This is a genomic window from Roseibium sp. SCP15 (genome assembly GCF_040329435.1).
GTDB lineage: Bacteria > Pseudomonadota > Alphaproteobacteria > Rhizobiales > Stappiaceae > Roseibium.
In genome coordinates this window covers 689,867-709,687 of sequence record NZ_JBDZYI010000001.1, presented here as the reverse complement: position 1 = coordinate 709,687, position 19,821 = coordinate 689,867, and the positions used below count along the sequence as shown (strand labels likewise).

The 19,821-nt window shown below is 56.4% G+C and carries 19 protein-coding genes; 17 read left to right on the top strand and 2 right to left on the bottom strand.

Annotated elements, in window-relative coordinates; translation table 11 throughout:
• Positions 1-108 precede the first annotated feature (108 nt).
• The 11 genes from ABLO27_RS03230 to rpmG all read left to right on the top strand — a co-directional run bounded on the left by ABLO27_RS03230 (position 109) and on the right by rpmG (position 12,553).
• On the top strand, positions 109-1,065 hold the full coding sequence (locus ABLO27_RS03230; protein ID WP_417714734.1) for an aspartate carbamoyltransferase catalytic subunit: 957 nt from the start codon (positions 109-111) through the stop codon (positions 1,063-1,065).
• Between the two features lie 19 nt (positions 1,066-1,084).
• The gene (locus tag ABLO27_RS03225; RefSeq protein ID WP_353030388.1) at positions 1,085-2,386 is read left to right on the top strand and encodes a dihydroorotase; all 1,302 of its coding nucleotides are present in this window, start codon (positions 1,085-1,087) and stop codon (positions 2,384-2,386) included.
• Positions 2,387-2,497: 111 nt separating this feature from the next.
• Entirely contained in the window at positions 2,498-3,277 is a 780-nt protein-coding gene (locus ABLO27_RS03220; RefSeq protein ID WP_353030387.1) for a DUF3108 domain-containing protein, read from the top strand.
• 129 nt (positions 3,278-3,406) lie between these two features.
• On the top strand, positions 3,407-4,072 hold the full coding sequence (gene plsY / locus ABLO27_RS03215) for a glycerol-3-phosphate 1-O-acyltransferase PlsY (RefSeq protein WP_353030386.1): 666 nt from the start codon (positions 3,407-3,409) through the stop codon (positions 4,070-4,072).
• Positions 4,069-5,205 carry a DNA-processing protein DprA gene (dprA, locus tag ABLO27_RS03210; protein WP_353030385.1) on the top strand — a complete coding sequence of 379 codons (1,137 nt, stop codon included), beginning with the start codon at positions 4,069-4,071 and terminating at the stop codon, positions 5,203-5,205. Before plsY ends, dprA begins: the two co-directional genes overlap by 4 nt.
• Positions 5,206-5,378: 173 nt before the next feature.
• Positions 5,379-8,057, top strand: a complete 2,679-nt coding sequence (gene topA, locus ABLO27_RS03205; RefSeq protein ID WP_353030384.1) for a type I DNA topoisomerase — start codon at positions 5,379-5,381, stop codon at positions 8,055-8,057.
• A 62-nt stretch (positions 8,058-8,119) separates the two neighbouring features.
• Complete coding sequence (rnr, locus tag ABLO27_RS03200; RefSeq protein ID WP_353031689.1) at positions 8,120-10,372, top strand: ribonuclease R; 2,253 nt, start codon at positions 8,120-8,122, stop codon at positions 10,370-10,372.
• A complete protein-coding gene (locus ABLO27_RS03195) occupies positions 10,369-10,839 on the top strand; it encodes a DUF983 domain-containing protein (protein WP_353030383.1) in 471 nt (156 codons plus the stop codon). The genes rnr and ABLO27_RS03195 overlap by 4 nt, the downstream gene beginning before the upstream one ends.
• The gene (locus tag ABLO27_RS03190) at positions 10,836-11,582 is read left to right on the top strand and encodes an NUDIX hydrolase (RefSeq protein WP_353030382.1); all 747 of its coding nucleotides are present in this window, start codon (positions 10,836-10,838) and stop codon (positions 11,580-11,582) included. The genes ABLO27_RS03195 and ABLO27_RS03190 overlap by 4 nt, the downstream gene beginning before the upstream one ends.
• 185 nt (positions 11,583-11,767) lie before the next feature.
• A complete protein-coding gene (locus tag ABLO27_RS03185; protein WP_353030381.1) occupies positions 11,768-12,169 on the top strand; it encodes a RidA family protein in 402 nt (133 codons plus the stop codon).
• Positions 12,170-12,385: 216 nt separating this feature from the next.
• Positions 12,386-12,553: a 50S ribosomal protein L33 gene (gene rpmG / locus ABLO27_RS03180; RefSeq protein WP_008192710.1), complete on the top strand. Its 168-nt coding sequence runs from the start codon at positions 12,386-12,388 to the stop codon at positions 12,551-12,553.
• Positions 12,554-13,065: 512 nt separating this feature from the next.
• On the opposite strand, the gene ABLO27_RS03175 is transcribed toward rpmG, so the two are convergent.
• Entirely contained in the window at positions 13,066-13,437 is a 372-nt protein-coding gene (locus tag ABLO27_RS03175) for a response regulator (protein WP_352940488.1), read from the bottom strand.
• A 139-nt stretch (positions 13,438-13,576) separates the two neighbouring features.
• Here ABLO27_RS03175 and ABLO27_RS03170 point away from each other — a divergent pair, with 139 nt between their 5' ends.
• Genes ABLO27_RS03170 through ABLO27_RS03160 form a run of 3 tightly spaced genes read left to right on the top strand, consistent with a single transcriptional unit; the run spans position 13,577 to position 15,888 of the window.
• Entirely contained in the window at positions 13,577-13,876 is a 300-nt protein-coding gene (locus tag ABLO27_RS03170) for a DUF3572 domain-containing protein (RefSeq protein WP_353030380.1), read from the top strand.
• Complete coding sequence (locus ABLO27_RS03165) at positions 13,869-14,531, top strand: hypothetical protein (protein WP_353030379.1); 663 nt, start codon at positions 13,869-13,871, stop codon at positions 14,529-14,531. Before ABLO27_RS03170 ends, ABLO27_RS03165 begins: the two co-directional genes overlap by 8 nt.
• A gap of 52 nt (positions 14,532-14,583) precedes the next feature.
• A complete protein-coding gene (locus ABLO27_RS03160; protein WP_353030378.1) occupies positions 14,584-15,888 on the top strand; it encodes a DNA polymerase IV in 1,305 nt (434 codons plus the stop codon).
• A gap of 24 nt (positions 15,889-15,912) precedes the next feature.
• On the opposite strand, the gene ABLO27_RS03155 is transcribed toward ABLO27_RS03160, so the two are convergent.
• Positions 15,913-16,791, bottom strand: coding sequence for a cell envelope integrity EipB family protein (locus tag ABLO27_RS03155; RefSeq protein WP_353030377.1), 879 nt, complete (start codon positions 16,789-16,791; stop codon positions 15,913-15,915).
• 305 nt (positions 16,792-17,096) lie between these two features.
• Between ABLO27_RS03155 and ABLO27_RS03150 the strand changes: the two genes are divergently transcribed.
• The 3 genes from ABLO27_RS03150 (at position 17,097) to ABLO27_RS03140 (ending at position 19,818) form a co-directional block, all read left to right on the top strand.
• Positions 17,097-17,564 carry a RidA family protein gene (locus ABLO27_RS03150; RefSeq protein WP_353030376.1) on the top strand — a complete coding sequence of 156 codons (468 nt, stop codon included), beginning with the start codon at positions 17,097-17,099 and terminating at the stop codon, positions 17,562-17,564.
• A 67-nt stretch (positions 17,565-17,631) separates the two neighbouring features.
• Positions 17,632-18,393: a glycerophosphodiester phosphodiesterase family protein gene (locus ABLO27_RS03145; protein WP_353030375.1), complete on the top strand. Its 762-nt coding sequence runs from the start codon at positions 17,632-17,634 to the stop codon at positions 18,391-18,393.
• 111 nt (positions 18,394-18,504) lie between these two features.
• Positions 18,505-19,818, top strand: coding sequence for a GNAT family N-acetyltransferase (locus ABLO27_RS03140; RefSeq protein WP_353031687.1), 1,314 nt, complete (start codon positions 18,505-18,507; stop codon positions 19,816-19,818).
• Positions 19,819-19,821: the final 3 nt, after the last annotated feature.

Here is a 19,821-nt window from a genome sequence, read left to right as displayed (position 1 = left end):
CCCATTTTTGTCCTTCTGTTCAAATATTTACCAGGAGTGTGGACAGCGGGCATGAGCACAATTCGCGTCTTGTGCTGTTGATCGATTCCCCCTATAGGGATGATCTCGATGACCGCGACAGACACCCATCGAGACAGCCCTTTCCCCCATCGTCATTTGCTGGGCATAGAGGGCCTTCACCCCCATGAAATTCTGGGCCTTTTGGACCGGGCTGAGGAAGCCGTTGAGATTTCCCGCCAGGTGCACAAACGCAAGCAAGTGCTTGAGGGCCGGACCCAGATCAATCTCTTTTTCGAAAACTCCACCCGCACCCAAAGTTCTTTCGAACTGGCCGGAAAACGGCTCGGGGCGGATGTCATGAACATGGCCGTCTCCCAATCTTCCGTGAAGAAGGGCGAGACGCTCATCGATACGGCAGCCACGCTGAACGCGATGCATCCGGACCTGCTGGTGGTGCGCCATCATGCTGCCGGTGCCGTGCATCTTCTGGCACGAAAGGTCGGCTGCTCGGTCGTCAACGCTGGAGACGGACCGCACGAACACCCGACCCAAGCCCTGCTGGACGCACTCACCATCCGTCGGCACAAGGGAAAGATTGCCCGGCTGACCGTGGCGATTTGCGGCGACATCACCCATTCGCGCGTTGCCCGATCCAACATCATTCTTCTGAATGCCCTGGGCGCTCGTGTTCGGGTCGTCGCGCCAACGACGCTGCTGCCTTCGGGCATTGCAAAGATGGGGGTCGAAGTCTTCAACGATATGCGCGAAGGCCTGAAGGATGCCGACATCGTCATGATGTTGAGACTCCAGCGGGAACGGATGAGCGGTGCGTTCGTACCCTCTGTTCGCGAGTACTACCGGTACTACGGTCTGGACGCAGAAAAACTGAGTTACGCCAAGGAAGATGCCCTTGTGATGCATCCGGGCCCGATGAACCGCGGCGTTGAAATAGACGCTTCGATCGCAGACGGCGCACAAAGCCTGATCCGCGAGCAGGTGGAAATGGGTGTTGCCGTGCGCATGGCCGTTCTGGAAGCACTCGCCGCGAACCTGCCGAACAACTAGAAACCAGAGGATAGATATCGTGGCTCTCGACACACCCAAGCCTCTGGTTCTTTCGAACGCCAGAGTGATAGACCCGGCGCGTGACCTGGACGCTCCCGGTTCCATTGTCATCGCCGACGGCACGATCATGGCCGCCGGACCGGAAGCTGCAAACCAGGGAGCGCCCTACGGTGCTGAAATTGTCGACTGCAAGGGGGCGATCGCCTGCCCGGGGCTGATCGACATATGCGTCTCGGTCGGAGAACCGGGTGCAGAGCACCGGGAAACGCTCGCCAGCGCCTCTCAGGCAGCTGCCGCTGGTGGCATCACCACCATCTGCACGATGCCCGACACTGACCCGGTGATCGACGACCCTGCGCTTGTGGACTTCATCCTTCGCCGCGCACGCGACACGGCGAGTGTCAATGTCCTGCCTCTCGCTGCCCTGACCAAGGGACTTGAAGGCAAGGAAATGGCGGAAATTGGCCTGCTCAAGGAAGCCGGCGCGGTCGCCTTCACCAATGGCCACAAGTCGGTCAAGAACGCGCAGGTAATGCGCCGGATGATGACCTACGCACGTGATTTCGACGCGCTGGTCATTCACCACGCTGAAGACCCGGATCTTGCAGGCGGCGTCATGAATGCCGGCCTGAACGCCAGCTGGAAAGGTTTGTCGGGTGTTCCGCGCGAAGCGGAAATCATCATGCTGGAGCGCGATCTGCGTCTCGTTGGAATGTCGAAAGGCAAGTACCACGCAAACCTGATTTCCACGTCCGACAGCGCAGATGTCATCCGAACGGGCAAGAAACGTGGGCTTGATATCACGGCCGGCATTTCGGTCAATCATCTCACCCACAACGAGAATGACATCGGCGCCTACCGCACCTTCTTCAAGATGTCCCCGCCCCTGCGCGATGAAGATGACCGGCAGGCGATGATTGCCGCTGTTGCCGACGGTACAATCGACATTATCTGTTCCAATCATGATCCGCAGGATGTGGAAACCAAACGGCATCCCTGGGCAGAAGCTGAGGACGGTGCCATCGGACTGGAAACCCTGCTTGCCGCGGCGCTCAGGCTCTACCATTCGGAACAGGTTGATCTTGTTACCCTTCTTGGCGCGATGACCTGCCGTCCGGCGGATCGTCTTGGTCTGGAAACAGGACGGCTCGCCAAGGGGGCTCCGGCCGACATCACAGTCTTCGATCCTGATCGCCCCTGGGTTCTGGAAAAGAGTGCGATCCGGTCCCGGTCCAAGAACTCTCCGTTTGAGGACGCACGCTTCTCAGGTCGTGTGCTGAGGACAGTTGTGTCCGGCAAGACGGTTTACGCCTACAGCTGATCGCTGTTCCGGAAGTTCGCAGATATCTCCATCCGTTGGAAACGACGTCCCGCTTCACGCCACAATTGAAGGCAAGTTTGACGGGAAGACCAATTCCAACGGATGGCCCCGATGCGTCTGATTGCGCTAACGTTTCTTTCCCTGTTCCTGATTTCCGGCGAAGCTTCGGCATCAAGCCTTTACCTGAAGTACAAACTCTATGCTCTCGGTCTGCCGATCGGCGCAGGCACGCTTTCGGTACGCCTGAACGAGGAAACCTATTCACTGAAGAGCAGCGGACAAACCGCTGCCTTCGGCCGTCTGGTCTCCGACGGCAACGGAACTGTTGACGTTCAGGGTGGCTTGACCGAAGGTAAGCTCGTTCCTGAAGCCTATTCGCTCAATCTGAAAAGCGAGGATGAAACCGGCACCGTTTCCATGCAGATGAAAGGCGGAAAGATCGCCAAGGTGGCCGTCAATCCTCCGCAGGATCGAATGAATGAACGAATCAAGGTGACCGCGGAACATCTGAAAGACGTTCTCGATCCGCTGACCGCGGCCTTGATACCTGCACCCAAGGGCCTCGTGCCGGACAGCTGCAACAAAACACTGCAGCTTTATGACGGCAAGGAACGCTACAACGTACATCTGAGCTACAAGACCAAACGCAAAACAAAGACTGCCGATGGGCGCTTTAACGACGAAGTCCTGGTTTGCCGAGCCCGATATGAACCGATTGCAGGGCATCGTCCGAAGCGCAAGACCATTCAGGAACTCGCCCGAAACGAATCTATCGAGGTCTGGCTCGCGCCGGTCGGTGATGAACCATATCTCGTCCCTTTGCGCGCCAGCATCAAGGCACCTTTCGGCTCGCTTGTGGTTCAGGCAGAGAAGTACAAACTGTCGAACTAGGGAAATGGCGCCACCCGTGCCATTTGATTGCGGCAACACATCTTTTCGCGTCCGGTGGACTTGATCCGGCCTTCCATACGGTTACATTGCCAGTGCAAATTTAGTCCGCACGTTACTGGAGGCCTCCGCGTGCCCGATCCGATCAGCTGGGAATTCGCCTGGCCCTATTATCTTGCCGCTCTTGCATTCGGCTACCTGCTTGGGTCGATTCCCTTCGGGCTGATTTTCACGCGCATGGCGGGTCTGGGCGATATCCGCAGCATCGGGTCCGGAAATATCGGCACGACCAACGTATTGCGGACCGGCAAGAAATCGCTCGCGGCGGCAACGCTACTGGGTGATGCGCTAAAAGGAACGGTCGCCGTTCTCATCGTTGGGGCAGCCTATGGACAGGAAATGGCGCTTGTTGCCGGTTTTGGGGCATTTCTCGGCCATCTTTATCCGGTCTGGCTGAAATTCAAGGGCGGTAAGGGCGTTGCGACCTTTCTCGGTATTCTGCTCGGCCTCTATTGGCCCATGTTCGTCCTGGCAGCTCTGATCTGGATCGGAATGGCAGTCGTGTTTCGCTATTCCTCTCTTTCAGCACTGACTGCGAGCCTCGCAACACCCATCCTGCTTTTTCTGGTTTTCAATCAGGTACAGATGGCCGAGATGTTTCTCATTTTGACACTCCTGCTCTGGATCAAACATCACGAGAACATCGGCCGGTTGCTTCGCGGAGAGGAAAGCAAGATCGGCTCCAAATCCAAACCTGCCGCCGATACACCGTCTGAATCCGACGGCGGAGGAACGTGAGCGGCCCGTCCCAGTATAAAACGCCTCGCCTCTCAGAGGCCCAGCGTCTTGCATGGTTGCGTTTAATACGATCGGAAAACGTCGGTCCGGCAACGTTCCGGGATCTTTTCAATCATGCAGGTTCCGCGGAAAGAGCCCTCGAGCTTCTTCCCCGGCTTTCCAGTCAAGGCGGCAAGAAGAGTTACCGGCTCTGTTCAATTGAAGATGCTGAACGGGAACTGGAGGCGCATGACCGCTTTGGAGCCCGGCTTGTTGCTCTCGGCGAGGCGGAATATCCGCAACATCTGAAGCATATTGATGCTCCGCCACCGTTGCTTTCGGTGATGGGCGGCACTGCTCTGTCACATGCCAAGACAATTGCGATTGTCGGTGCCCGCAATGCTTCTTTGTCCGGACGGAAACTGGCCGGCATGTTTGCGCATGAGTTGGGGGCAAACGGATTTGTTCTCGCCTCCGGCCTGGCTCGCGGCATTGACACCGCCGCACATGAAGCCTCGCTCCGAACCGGCACGGTTGCAGTTTTTGCCGGAGGGATTGATGTGCTTTACCCCCCGGAAAACAATCGCCTTTTAGCTGCCATCTTTGAAAATGGCGGTACGGCAATCAGCGAAATGCCTTTTGGCTGGAAACCACGCGGCCGGGACTTCCCGCGCCGCAATCGGCTTATTTCCGGTGTTTCACTAGGCGTGATCGTCATCGAAGCAGCAAAGAAATCCGGTTCGCTTCATACGGCACGTTACGCGCTAGAACAAAACCGGGAAATTTTCGCGGTTCCAGGTTCACCTCTCGATCCACGATCCGAAGGGGCAAATGGCCTGATCCGGCAAGGCGCAACATTGGTGACCTCGACCGCTGACATCCTGGATGAATTCTCCGGTAGAATTGGTCCAGCGCCCAATCTTCAGCCCAGCCTTCTGGAGCACACCGCAGAGCGTCTGGCGGCTCCGGTTGAACCCGGCGACAACCTGCGGACGGAGATCTTGTCCGCTCTCGGTCCGACACCTCTCGACATGGACGAGATCATCCGCTTTACAGGTGCCGAGACACGGGCAATACATGTCATATTGCTTGAACTTGAGCTCGCCGGACGACTGGAAAGGCATCGGGGAAACAAAATCTCGCTGTTGATGTGAACAAGATTTCCCTTGAATCTCAGTGGATAACTCGAAACTGAAGCGGACGGGTTGACCGGAAAGAGCGAAAGGTCCATTTGACAGGCGGCATTCGATCCGTGATCGTCTGCGCGCAATAAATCACCTTCTCACCGGGCGGGCGCCCCGTTTCCGGCAAAATTATTTGGGTAAGAATGAACGTCGTCATTGTGGAATCGCCGGCGAAAGCCAAGACGATCAACAAATATCTCGGCTCCGACTATACGGTCCTGGCCTCCTACGGCCACGTGCGGGACTTGCCGCCGAAGGATGGCTCAGTGCAGCCGGACGACAATTTCGCGATGAGCTGGCAAGTGGACAGCAAGTCCCAGAAGCGGCTTACCGAAATCGCCAATGCGGTGAAGGAAGCCGACCGCCTCATTCTCGCAACTGACCCCGACCGCGAAGGTGAAGCCATTTCCTGGCACGTTCTGGAAGTGCTCCAGAAGAAACGGGTGTTGAAGGACAAGCAGGTTGAAAGGGTCGTGTTCAACGCGATCACCAAGAAAGCCATTCTTGAAGCGATGGACAATCCACGCCAGCTTGATACACCGCTGGTCGATGCCTATCTGGCCCGCCGCGCATTGGACTATCTCGTCGGCTTTACACTTTCTCCGGTCTTGTGGCGCAAGTTGCCCGGTGCCCGCTCCGCAGGGCGCGTGCAATCGGTCGCGCTGCGGTTGATCTGCGATCGGGAAATGGAAATCGAGACGTTCAAGCCGCAGGAATACTGGTCGATCTTCGCCAACATGAAGACGCCGACCGGCGACATGTTCCAGGCCGGTCTCACCGGGTTCGACGGCAAGAAGATCGGTCGCCTCGACATTTCGAACGAGACCGATGCGACGACGATCAAGACGATGCTGGAAAGCGCCAGCTTCAAGGTCGACAGCGTCGCGTCGAAACCGGCCCGGCGCAATCCGGCTGCTCCCTTCACCACGTCGACGCTGCAGCAGGAAGCTTCCCGCAAGCTCGGCTTTGCCGCATCGCGCACCATGCAGGTCGCGCAGAAGCTTTATGAAGGGATCTCCATCGGCGGAGAAACTTCCGGCCTTATCACCTATATGCGTACGGACGGTGTCCAGATCGCGGGGGAAGCGATTGCCGCGGCCCGCTCTGTCATCGGCCAGGATTTCGGCGACAAATACGTTCCGGAAAAGCCGCGCGTTTATTCTTCAAAGGCGAAGAATGCCCAGGAAGCGCACGAAGCAATCCGCCCTACTGACCTCTCGCGCCGTCCCAAGGACGTTGCCCGGTTCCTCGATCCGGACCAGGCAAGGCTTTATGAGCTGATCTGGAAGCGGACCATGGCTTCCCAGATGGAATCTGCCGTCCTGGAGCGGACCACGATCGAAATTTTGGCAGATGGCTCCGGCAAACGCGCCAACCTGCGTGCAACCGGTTCTGTTGTTCGCTTCGATGGTTTCCTGGCTCTCTATCAGGAGAGCAAGGACGACGAAGAAGACGAAAATTCCAAGCGCCTTCCGGCTGTCGATGAAGGAGCGGCTCTGACTGCGGCTTCCGTCGACGGCAAGACGGAGGCAATTGAAGCATCACAGCACTTCACCACGCCCCCGCCCCGCTACACAGAGGCGAGCCTGGTCAAGAAGATGGAAGAACTCGGCATCGGCCGCCCTTCCACATATGCATCCACGCTCCAGACGCTGCGCGACCGCGATTATGTCGAACTCGACAAGAAGCAGCTCGTCCCCCAGGACAAGGGCCGTATCGTCATCGCGTTCCTGGAAAGCTTCTTCCAGCGCTATGTGGAGTTCGATTTCACCGCGAGCCTGGAAGAACAGCTCGACAAGATATCCGCCGGTGAACTGTCCTGGTTGGATGTTCTGCGAGATTTCTGGACCGGTTTTTCCGGTGCCGTGGACGAAATCAAGGATCTCCGTGTCGCCGAAGTCATCGACGCACTGAACGAACTGCTTGGACCGCATATCTTCCCGCCGAAGGAAGATGGGTCGGAGCCGCGCAAATGCCCGTCCTGCGACACCGGCCAGCTTTCTCTCAAGGTCAGCCGCTGGGGCGCCTTCATCGGATGCTCCAATTATCCGGAATGCGGGTACACGCGCCAGCTTGGCAAACCGAATGGTGAAGACGGCGAAGCCGACGATGGACCGAAGGTATTCGGTGTCGATCCGGAAACAGGCCTTGAGGTCTCACTGCGCAACGGCCGCTTCGGCCCTTACGTCCAGCTGGGCGAAGAAGCCAAGCCCAAACGCTCGTCCCTGCCCCGTGGCTGGTCGGCTGCTGACATGGACCTTGAGAAGGCCTTGCAGCTGCTGTCCCTGCCGCGCGAAGTCGGCCCGCATCCCGAGGACGGCAAGATGATTTCCGCAGGTATCGGCCGCTACGGTCCCTTTGTTCTGCACGAAGGCACTTATGCAAATCTGTCTTCGCCGGACGAGGTTTTCTCCGTCGGCATCAACCGCGCAGTTGATGCACTCGCCGAAAAACGGTCCAAAGGGGGTGGGCGGGGCCGCGCAGCGGCAACCCCGCTGAAGGAACTGGGAGAACACCCGGAAGAAGGCGGACCGGTCAATGTTTTCGACGGCAGGTACGGCCCATACGTGAAGCATGGCAAGATCAACGCCACGCTGCCCAAGGATACCGATCCGAAGGCGGTGACGATGGAACAGGCTCTTGAGTTGATCTCAGCCAAGGCGGCCAAGGGCGGCACCAAGAAAAAGGCCGCTGCAAAGAAACCTGCTGCCAAGAAGACGGCTACCAAAAAGACTACAGCCAAGAAATCGACAGCAAAGTCGACTTCGAAGGCCAAAGTCGATGCGTCATTGGCAGAGGTTCCCTGGGATGACGCGTCTTGAGCGCAAAACGGATTAACACGCGCAAACACACAAAACGCAAACACGCCAAGGTTCCAGGCGAGATGCCTTCCCGTGAAGACATTCTCGCCTTTGTTGCAGACAATCCCGGCAGGGCGGGCAAACGTGAGATCGCCCGCCACTTCGGCATCATTGGCGGCGCCCGCATTCATCTGAAAAAAATGCTCAAGGACCTCGCAGAAGAAGGTCTTGTCGAGAAGCGCAACAAGCGCATGATCCGGCCTGGCGATCTGCCACCCGTTTTTGTCGCCAACCTGGTTGCCCGCGACAGGGACGGCGATCTTTTGGGTGTGCCGGTGGACTGGGACGATGAGGCTGGTGAACCGCCGAAAATCCTGGTTCTGACGGGCAAGTCCAGAAGCCTGCAACCAGGCCTCGGAGACAGAGCGCTCATCCGCCTGACTGAAGCAGAAGCAGGCCCGGAGGCCGAGCACGCGGCTCGCGTCATCAAGGTTCTTGAAAAGAAACAGGGCGCCGTTCTTGGCATCTTCCGAAAGCGTGAAAAGGATCGCCCGGCCTATCTTGAGCCGATCGACCGCAAACAGCGCGAGCTGGACATTGATCCTACCGACCTGAAAGAAGCCGAAGATGGCGATCTTGTCAGCGTCCAGGTGACGCGTTCAGGACGCTATGGCCATCCGCGTGCATCGATTGTTGAGCGTTTCGGCTCGATGAATTCGGAAAAGGCCGTTTCGGAGATTGCCCTCCACTCACATGGAATTCGGCACGTTTTCCCAGCAGGTGTCGAAGCACAGGCTGAAGCTGCCAAGCCGGTGGAAAAACTTGGCACTCGCGAGGACTGGCGGCAAATCCCGCTCATCACCATCGATCCGCCGGATGCAAAAGATCACGACGATGCGGTGTATGCCGAACCTGACGAAGATCCCGGGAACGAAGGCGGCCATGTTGTTTTTGTGGCTATCGCCGATGTTGCTCACTACGTGACACCCGGATCTCCGATGGACCGGGAAGCAAATTTGCGTGGCAATTCGGTCTATTTTCCCGACCGTGTGATCCCCATGCTGCCGGAGCGCATTTCCAATCAGCTGTGCTCCCTGCGTGAGAAGGAAGACAAGCCTGCCCTTGGCGTGCGTATGGTGTTCGACAAGACCGGCCGCAAAGTCAGTCACACGTTCCATCGGGTTCTGATGCGCTCTGCCGCCAAGCTTTCCTACATTCAGGCACAGAAAGCGATAGACGGCGCTCTGGATGACAAGACAGAGACACTTCTGGAAGGTGTCCTGAAACCTCTTTGGGCTGCTTACGACGTTCTGAAAAAAGGCCGGGACGCGCGCGAACCGCTGGAGTTGGATCTGCCGGAGCGCAAGATCAAGCTCAAGGAGGATGGAACGGTCGACAGCATCTACGTCCCGGAACGTCTCGATGCCCACAAGCTGATCGAAGAATTCATGATCCAGGCGAACGTCGCCGCTGCCGAAACCCTGGAGAAAAAGAAAAGCCCACTGCTCTACCGGGTTCATGACGCTTCAACGCCGGAAAAACTGGAAAGCCTCAAGGATTTCCTGTCGACGATCAACATGAAGCTGCCATCATCCGGCGGGCTGAGACCTTCCGTGTTCAACGGCATTCTGGCGAAAGTAAAGGACACACCGCAGGCTCATCTCGTCAATGAGGTGGTGCTCAGAAGCCAGGCTCAAGCCGAGTATACGCCGCAGAATATCGGTCATTTCGGCCTCAATCTTCGCCGGTATGCACATTTCACCTCTCCGATTCGGCGCTATGCCGATCTGATCGTCCACCGGGGGCTGATTTCAGCACTTGGCCTGGGAAATGATGGCCTGCCGGAAGGAATCGAGACCAAACTCGAGGCCATTGGTGCAGAGATCTCTGCGGCCGAACGCCGCGCGATGCTGGCTGAACGCGATACGATTGACCGGCTGATTGCCTTGTGGATGAGCGACCGGGTTGGCGCGACTTTCCAGGGCAGGATCGCAGGCGTGGTGAAATCCGGACTTTTCATCCGTTTAGAAGACTCCGGTGCGGACGGCTTCGTCCCGGCCTCCACAATCGGACTGGACTATTACCGCTACGACGAAGGGTCGCATGCACTGATAGGTGACAAAACCGGCGAGACTTACCAACTTGGCGATCAAGTGGAGGTCAGGCTAGTGGAAGCAGCACCTTTTGCCGGAGCACTGACATTCGAACTTCTCAGCAATGGACGGATTGCCGGGAAGAAAATTCGAAAGGCTGCGCCAAAGGCCAGACGCGGACCGCCCAAGGGCGGACGCACCAAGACCTCCTCAAGCAGAAAGAACCGAAGGAGGTCTTCGTGACGGTTCACTACGAAGTGAATGAAAATGTTGAGGTACCGGATGGGGCAAAGGAGAAACCGCGGCGCCCTGTTCTTCCGGCAATGCTGCGCGGAGCCTGTAACAGGTGCATGAACTGCGGCAAGGGAAGCATTTTCGACGGCTTCCTGAAGACGCGTCACGCCTGCACAGCCTGTGGCGAAGAATTCCACCATCATCGCGCAGACGATGCACCGCCCTACTTCACGATCACCATTGTCGGGCATGTCATCATTCCCGCTTTGTTGCTGGTCGAAGTTTTCTGGCGGCCTGCAATCTGGATCCATATGGCACTTTGGTTGCCATTGACCATTTTCATGTCATTGGCTCTGATGCGCCCTATCAAGGGAGCGCTGGTCGGTCTTCAGTGGGCGCTTTACATGCACGGGTTCGACCCGGAGGCGGAAGACGATCTTCCCCCGCTTCCGGAACCATCTGAAAGGGTCTCATGAGCGGTTCATTTGAAAAGCAGCTGGCAAAGGACGAGCGGGCCGGAAACTATCCCTATATCCGACCGAAAGACGCGGCAACGCTGCTTATCCTGGACCGCGATGCCAAGGGCACGATCAAGCTGCTGATGGGCCGGCGACACATGCGCCACACTTTCATGCCGGGCAAATTCGTCTTTCCAGGCGGACGGGTTGATCCGTCGGATTCGCGAATCTCGCATGTTTTGCCCTACCACCCTGATGTGGAAGCCAAGTTGTCGGAAGGTTTGAAAAACAGCAAGTCGGCAGCTCGCGTCCGGGCGTTTGCCCTGGCGGCAATTCGAGAGACCTACGAAGAAGCAGGCCTGTTCATCGGCCAGAAATCCGGCGAAGCCGCGCTGCGGCTCGGGTCGGGCTTTGAAGCTTTCTCTGAACGTGGAATTCAGCCCGACCTCGGGGGCCTGCGCATGATCGCGCGGGCGATCACGCCGCCACAACGCCCCAGACGCTTTGACACACGTTTTCTGGCAGTTTGGGCGGATGCTATCGCCGATCAACTTCCGGACGGCAAAGGTCCTTCGGGTGAACTGGAAGACTGCGCCTGGTTGACACTTGATGAAGCCCGGCAGAAGGAACTGCCGCTGATCACCACCAAAATCCTGACGGATCTGGAAGACCGGTTAAACTCGGACCCTGATCTGTCACCGGCGACTGCGGTTCCCTACTATTTCTTCCGCAAGGGTGCGTTCGTCCGGGAAATGATCTGATCAGCTCTTCTGAAACCACCGCCGATTACATATGGAATAGACCCGGTTTCTGCCTGCAATTGCTGTTCTGGTTCCTAGCTGAGGAAAGTGTGAGCACGCGGCCTCGATTGGTTTATGATGAAGCCTGAAGCAAGTTCTACCAGGCAGGCCTGAAAGGCCTGTCAGAGCGGCTGGAGGGCTGACTTATGAAAAAGCGAGCTATCGTTCCCGACGAATTGCAGTCCCAACACAGTGACTGGAAAATGTCCCCGGGCCTTGCCTGCGGTGACTTTCTGTTCCTGACCGGAATGACAGGGGTCGACACTGACGGAAATCTGTCGGGCGATCCCGAAACCCAGATCCGCACGGCGTTTCGCAAGGTTGGTCTGGTTCTGGCAAAAGATGGTTTGAGTTATGCAGCTCTCGTCGACATGACCTCTTATCACGTCGGATTGCGGGACCATCTCGAGCTCTTCAAGTCCATTCGTGCGGAATTCGTGGAAGAACCCTATCCTTCGTGGACGGCAATCGAGGTCAGTGGATTTGTGCGTGAAGGGGCTATCATAGAGATCAAGGCAGTCGCCAGCAGGATGCCCAAGGCAAACTAACCGCAAGAATGGCGAGAGGCCGCAGAAGAAACAGTCCGGGCAAAGAAATACGAGCGTGCTGCACATCAAATTACGGCCCAGAGTGCAGGGAGAGCTTGACTTTGACGCCCTGATGAGTACTTTGCGCGCTGATTTCAGACATTGGGGCAGATTCACCGCCAGCCAATCTGGCCATAAGAACCCTTTGCCCGATAACCGAGAACAGGATCCAAGGCCATGGCCAAGGCGACAACAATTAAAATCAAGCTCCTCTCCACGGCGGACACCGGTTTCTTCTATGTCACCAAGAAGAACTCCCGCACGATGACCGAAAAAATGGTCAAGCGGAAGTATGACCCGGTTGCCAAGAAGCACGTTGAGTTCAAGGAAGCCAAGATCAAGTAATCTTGCCGACCTGGTAAAACAGAAAAAGCCCGCCTCCTACGGCGGGTTTTTTTGTGTCCGGAAACAAAAAACCGCGCAGAAGCCTGCGCGGCTTGCGACCTGAATTTTCAAGAGAATTGTGGTCGGCGGGAACACGGCATTCGAGGAGGCCACTCATCGGCCGGTTCCCTGCCGACCTGCCCCACGGACCCAGGAGATGCGGCGGACCTGAGCACTCCGAGGGGAAACTTTTCTGCCTATCCTACGTCAGGACAATAAATACCTCACGAAAGAGGGGATCAGGAATGACCCCAATCAGCGCTCACCCTACCCCATTGTAACCCGAATGCAACATTTTCCCTAAAATATGCACAGGAACAATGTGTTTTTAGTAAATTTGTAATCTTAATATGAGTGAGACTGGATTAAGTTGCAATGTGCTTTGACGCTAAGTTGATGAAATCAACACCTTGTGATTGCACGAAATCTTACGCATTTCTAAGTAAGTGCGCAGTTTTTCATGTAAAAATCGGTCAAGCCTCTCCCAGATAAGCCCTGACAGTTTCAAGAAACTTTGCAACCGAGATCGGCTTGGAGATGTAAGCTTCGCAACCACCCTGCCTGATACGCTCCTCATCGCCTTTCATGGCGAAGGCCGTAACCGCAATTACCGGAATTGAGGAAATCTCGTCATCTTCCTTGATCCACTTGGTTACTTCCAGGCCCGAGACCTCGGGCAGCTGAATATCCATAAGGATCAAATCCGGGTGATGTTCACGCGCAAGCTGCAACGCCTCTATTCCGGTACGGGTCTGCAAGGTGTTATAACCGTGAGCTTCGAGCAGATCATGAAACAGTTTCATGTTCAGCTCATTGTCTTCTACGATCAACACGGATTTTGCCATATTGTCCGGCCCTTCACCCGGCATTCTGCCGGTCCCATCTTACTCAGCGCAGCGTCTCATTGTCCGCGGTAGAACCCTTCCCCGGCCCGCATTAGATTTGTTCTAACCCGGAATCGTTTCAGAAAGGCAAAAAAACACAATGAAAAATATGCAGGGAAAGTCATTATCCGTTGAAGAAGCACAAGGAATTGCCACAGAGGCTTTACTGCAGCTCAGCCGCGACCCGGAACAGATCGGCCGTTTTCTAGCATTTTCGGGTATCGGGCCTGACGTGATTCGAACCGCTGCCGGCGAACCGGGCTTTCTTGCAGGTGTTCTCGAATTCTACATGATGGATGAACCGCTCCTGCTTGCTTTCTGCGAAAATGCAGGCATCCGGCCAACCATGATGGCTGCGGCCCGCTACGCGCTTGCCGGTGGAGAGGAAGAGAATGCCTGAGCCGACACCGGTAAGGCCCGAGGTCCTTGCCCAGATCCGCTCGCTTCCGCGGTCGGAAAACCCTCTGATCATTTGCGATGTCGATGAAGTGATCCTGCACATGATCTCGCACCTTGAAGACTATCTTCATGAGCGCGGCCTGATGTTCCTGAAGCATGAATATCGGCTGACAGGCAATATCGGCAGCAAGGAAAGCCGGGAAACGCTGGCAGCGGAAGAAGTGCGTCGACACCTGATGACGTTTTTCGATGATGTCACTCACAGACAGGATATGGTTCCGGGGGCCGATACGGCACTCAACGAGCTGGCCCGGGACTGGGACATCGTTCTGCTGACAAATCTTCCAGGTGGCCATAACAAGCCAGCACGAGAGAAACTGCTCGGCGGACTGGGCATTACGTTTCCCGTTCTTACCAATTCCGGCCCCAAGGGTGGAGCAGTTGCCGCTCTTGCAGCCGGACGTCGCTCACCTGTCGTCTTCATTGACGACAGTCCGACCAACCACAGATCGGTTCAGGCCACCCTTCCTTCAACGGTTCAGATTCAGTTCATTGCCGATGCTCGCTTTCTCAAGGCGACAGAGCCTGAGAACCATATTGACCTGCTGACGGGAGACTGGCAGGAGACGGCGAGCTTCATCAGCGCTATCCTTTAGGTACGAAAGCGCACAACAGAACGACCCCGTCGCAAGAACGAGCGAACCTGCCGTGACCGAGAGCCCTCTGGAGCACAAAAGCCTTTGCCGGGATTGCAGTACCCGTTTTGCGGCGACACTGCAGCGTTGCCCCTCCTGTGGCAGTCCCCGGGTTGTGTCCCATCCCGAACTCGATCAGCTTGCGATTGCTCACATCGATTGTGATGCGTTCTACGCTTCGGTCGAGAAGCGGGACAATCCTGACCTTCAGGATCTGCCGGTCATTGTTGGCGGGGGGCAGCGAGGCGTCGTCTCCACCTGTTGCTACATTGCGCGGATCTATGGTGTGCGCTCTGCAATGCCCATGTTCAAGGCTCTGGAAGCCTGTCCCGATGCAGTTGTCATCAAACCAAACATGGAGAAGTACTCTAAAATCGGAAAAGAGATCCGAACACGCATGCGCGCCCTCACACCACTGGTGGAACCACTCTCCATCGATGAGGCCTTTCTGGATCTTACCGGCACTGAGCGCCTGCACAAGGCGACCCCCGCCGAAACACTGGCCAAATTCGTACGGGATGTTGAAACCGATATCGGCATCTCGGCTTCCGTCGGACTGGCACCCAACAAGTTTCTTGCCAAACTCGCCTCGGACCTTGAAAAACCTCGCGGTTTTTCGGTGATCGGTGCAGTGGAAGCAAAGTCCGTTCTGGCCGAGATGCCGGTTGGGCGGATATGGGGTGTCGGCAAGGTCTTCCAGAAGAAGCTGGAAAATGACGGTATCAGGACAATCGGACAGTTGCAGACCATGGACGCAGCTGATCTTGCCCGGCGCTACGGCTCCATCGGATTGCGTCTGGCCCAGCTTTCACACGGTGATGACACAAGAATTGTCAAACCTGAGCGCGGTGCCAAGAGCGTTTCTGCCGAGACGACCTTCAGAACTGACATATCCAGTTTCGAGACGCTGCGCCCAATTCTGCGCGATCTTTCCGAGAAGGTGTCCGGCAGATTGAAGAAGGCTGAGATTTCCGGGAGCGGCATAACCCTGAAACTGAAAACCGCTGACTTCAAGACCATCACCAGAGCCCGGCATCTGCCCGACCCGACACAGCTTGCCGACCGGATCTATGCGGCCGGAGAATCCCTGCTTGAAGTCGAAGCCGATGGACGTCGATTCCGCCTGATTGGAATTGGCGTAAGCGATCTGGAAACTGCCGAACGCGCCGACCCGCAAGACCTTGTCGATGAATCGGCGGAACGCAGAAAAAACGCCGAACTCGCCGTGGACAAGCTCAGAAACAAGTTCGGCAAATCCGCCGTGGAGCTTGGCCTGACACATGCGGCCAAAGTGGCCGAAGATTCCAAGAAATCCTGACCCAGCCGTGAATTTTCAGAAACCTTACGGGTTTGCGCAGTCCGCCTCGTCGTAAAGCTCGAGTGCAGCCATCTTGCCCTGGATGGTGAAGTCGCCATAGTCGAGCTTCAGGTTGCCGCTGATGCCATTCTCGTAAAGCCAGAATGACAGTTGGTAGACAGGCATAATTTCACCCGAAGCTTCTTCTTCCGTCGGGTCGAAATAGGCAACAGTCACCGGCCAGTAGCTCATTCCTGCAAGCGGTGCATCAGGACCTTCCGCCCCCTCCTTGACCGGACTGACAGCCTTGGCTCCGATCACGGTCGTTGTGGCGTAGACCTTTTCACCTGTTTCGGCACCGTCATAAATGTCGGCGGCAACAAAGGGCACACCTTCTTCCGCCGCATTCATGATCGATAGCAAATGCTCGGTCGGGAACAGCACCTCGCGGCCAATATCGAGCGACTTTTCAGCCGGCTCCTTCAGTTCGATCGTTCTGCTATCCTGCCCGAGGCGAGCGGTTCCCCGCGTTGCCTCAACCAGTTCCTGATCAACAAAGGTCTTTGAGAGGAACTGATAACTTTCGGCCTGCGGCTCTTCGAATGAGGTGGTTTGAAGGTCCGTGACCTGTGACCCGCCATCAGCATTCTGGAACTCAGTCACGAAACGGAAATTGACACTGTAGCCGTCACAGGCACTACCGGAGAAATCGTAGACCATCCGACCGTTCAATCCCGCGATCCCGGACTTTTCGTCCATTTCGCCGAGCTTCATGTCGTAAACGGCCCGATGAGGAACGAGCTCATGGGCAGCCGCGACGGCGGCCGTTGCAGCGACAGCACTGCTCATCGGAACAAGTCCAGCGGCGAATGCCAGGGCTGCAGTGGAGTTTGCCAGGGACAAGCGTTTTGAAACGCACAGCATCAGGTACCTCGTACTCGTTCGGGTAGCAGTTGACGCTGCCCTCACCGCCATTATGCGATTATCTTTGTCTTTCGCCATAGCGAATTGGAGCCCCTCCAAGATTTCCTCAGATCGCACGGAAAATTTCACAGAAAACTGCGGAAGAATGATGGTGGGAGCTCGGATTCGTCCGAATATTCACTCGTGATGCGGACGAGCAGCAGAAATTGACCTTGTCAGTTTTCGGAATTTGCGCCAAGACACCCCTCCAATAAGTGCGAATGCACGAGTTACAGAACCTAAGTTCCAAAGTGCGGAGAAGCCAAATGAGCACAACCATTGAAGCCCGTTTGAACGAATTGGGCATCGCCCTGCCGAACGCTGCGGCTCCCGCTGCCAACTACGTGCCATTCGTAAAGACCGGCAACCAGCTATTTGTCTCCGGTCAACTGCCGATGAAGGACGGAAAAATCGTCGCCACCGGCAAGTTGGGAGATGGACTGGGCGTTGACGACGGTAAGGAAGCTGCGAAACTGTGCGCCATCAACCTCCTTGCCCAGGCCAAGGCTGCGACAGGTGATCTGGAAAAAGTGGCCCGCCTCGTCAAGATCGTCGGCTTCGTGAATTCGACTGCGGATTTTGGTGATCAGCCCCAGGTGATCAATGGCGCTTCGGACTTCCTGGTCGAGGCCATGGGCGACAAGGGCCGCCATGCGCGCTCCGCTGTCAGCGCAGCGTCGCTGCCATTTGGAGCAGCCGTCGAGATCGAAGCAATCTTTGAAATTGCCGAATAATTTTTCCAGTCGCGGCACCCTGGCAACCAAGGTGCCGCATTTTTCTTTTTTGACCTAAGTTCGATCTATGACCCCTGCCCTCAAGACCATTTTCGCCCGTCCGGTTTCCCATCGCGGGTATCACGATGCCGACAACGGCATCATCGAAAACACGCCAACGGCTGTCCAGAAGGCCATCGACAAGAATTTCGGTATCGAAGTTGATGTTCAGGAAACGGCTGACGGCGAAGCTTTGGTCTTCCACGACTACACGCTTGACCGGCTTGCCGAAGGCACCGGCAAGGTGATCGAGCAGAATTCCGGTGATCTGGTGCAGATCCATATGAAGACCGGGACGGACAAGCTTTGGCTGCTTCAGGATCTGTTCGACCAGGTTGACGGCAAGGTACCGCTGGTCATCGAGATCAAGTCGTTGATGCGCCGGGACGCACAAGGCGATTTTGTACGCCGTGTCACGGATCAGGTAGCTGCCTACAATGGACCTGTCTGCATCAAGTCCTTCGACCCGGACATGATATCTCACGCCAAGAACCACCAGCCATCAGTTCTGCGGGGAATTGTAGCCGACGGAGCAGAGGCTGGACCGGATTACGCTCGTTATGGTCGAACCGACCGCTTCATTCTGAGACATCTCTTGCATTTCCCTCGCACCCGCCCCCATTTCATTTCCTATGGGATCAATGACCTGCCCAAGGCCGGGCCCAGCCTTTTGAGATCTTTGCTCAAGCTACCGCTAATGACCTGGACGGTCCGCACGCAAGACCAGCGCGCTAAAGCGGCGCGCTTTGCAGACCAGATTGTGTTTGAAGGTTTCGATCCGGACAAATAGTCGGCCGCTGACCAAAGGCCAAAGGAAACAGCGCGTGCGACCTCTTGCGCCGCAAAACGGCCGCGCTACATTTAAGAGTTCATGACCTGGAATTTTGGTTTTCTACAACGCATGACCTCTTCCTCTTCTACGGATACTCCCGATGCGGCCGGGAACAGCGGCCAGCAGACGATTTCCCTTCGTGTATTGTCTTCATTAAGTGACGTTACACCTGAGGCGTGGGACAAGATCGCCAACCCCGGATGGCACCTTACCGGCAGGGGCACACTCAAGAAGTCTCGACCAAGCGACCCACATGGCGACTTGGTCGGCGCGCTAGACCTCGACTTTAATCCACTTTCTGAAGATACTGCATTTAACCCCTTTCTTTCTCATGCATTTCTAGATTCACTCGAGAGCTCCGGCTGTGCAACTGGAGACACTGGCTGGCTGCCACGGCACATGATCCTGGAAGACGAAACCGGCACTGTTCTGGGAGCCGTTCCGGCGTATCTGAAAAGTCATTCGCAGGGAGAATACGTTTTCGACCATGGTTGGGCGGATGCGTTCTACCGGGCCGGCGGAGAATATTATCCCAAACTGCAGATCTCGGTTCCGTTCACCCCGGCGACGGGGCGCCGTTTCCTGACCGGGCCCAGTGTCAATCGCGAAGCAGGATTGCAGGCACTGGCGGCTGGTCTGGTTCAACTCTGCAAACGAACGGGAGCCTCGTCCGTTCATTCGACATTTCTGACAGAGCCGGAATGGACCACACTTGGAGAGCTGGGCTACCTGCAACGTACGGACCAACAGTTTCACTGGGAAAACAACGGCTACGACTGTTTCGACGACTTCCTGACTGACCTCGCGTCGCGCAAGCGCAAGGCAATCAGAAAGGAACGCCGTGAAGCGCTGTGCGCCGAAGGTATCGAAGTGGAATGGATTACCGGCAGTGATCTGACCGAGGCCCACTGGGACGCGTTTTTCAAGTTCTATATGGACACAGGCTCGCGAAAATGGGGGCGCCCCTATCTCAACCGGGATTTCTTCTCGCTTATCAACGAGCGACTTGCCGAACAGACGCTCCTGGTGCTGGCAAAACGCAACGGCCGATACATTGCCGGCGCCCTGAACTTCATGGGGTCAGAAACGCTGTTCGGGAGGCACTGGGGCTGTACGGAGCACCACCCCTTTCTGCATTTCGAGCTTTGCTACTACCAGGCCATCGACTTCGCCATCGACAGAGGATTGAAGCGCGTAGAGGCTGGCGCCCAAGGGGCGCACAAGCTGGCCAGGGGATATATGCCTGCAACCACCTATTCAGCGCATTGGATCGCGCATGAAGGGTTGCACCAGGCTGTTGCGGATTACCTGGAACGGGAACGCTTCGCAATCGAACGGGAAAACGAAGCGCTCGTAGAACATGCGCCTTTCAAGAAGGGCTAAAGC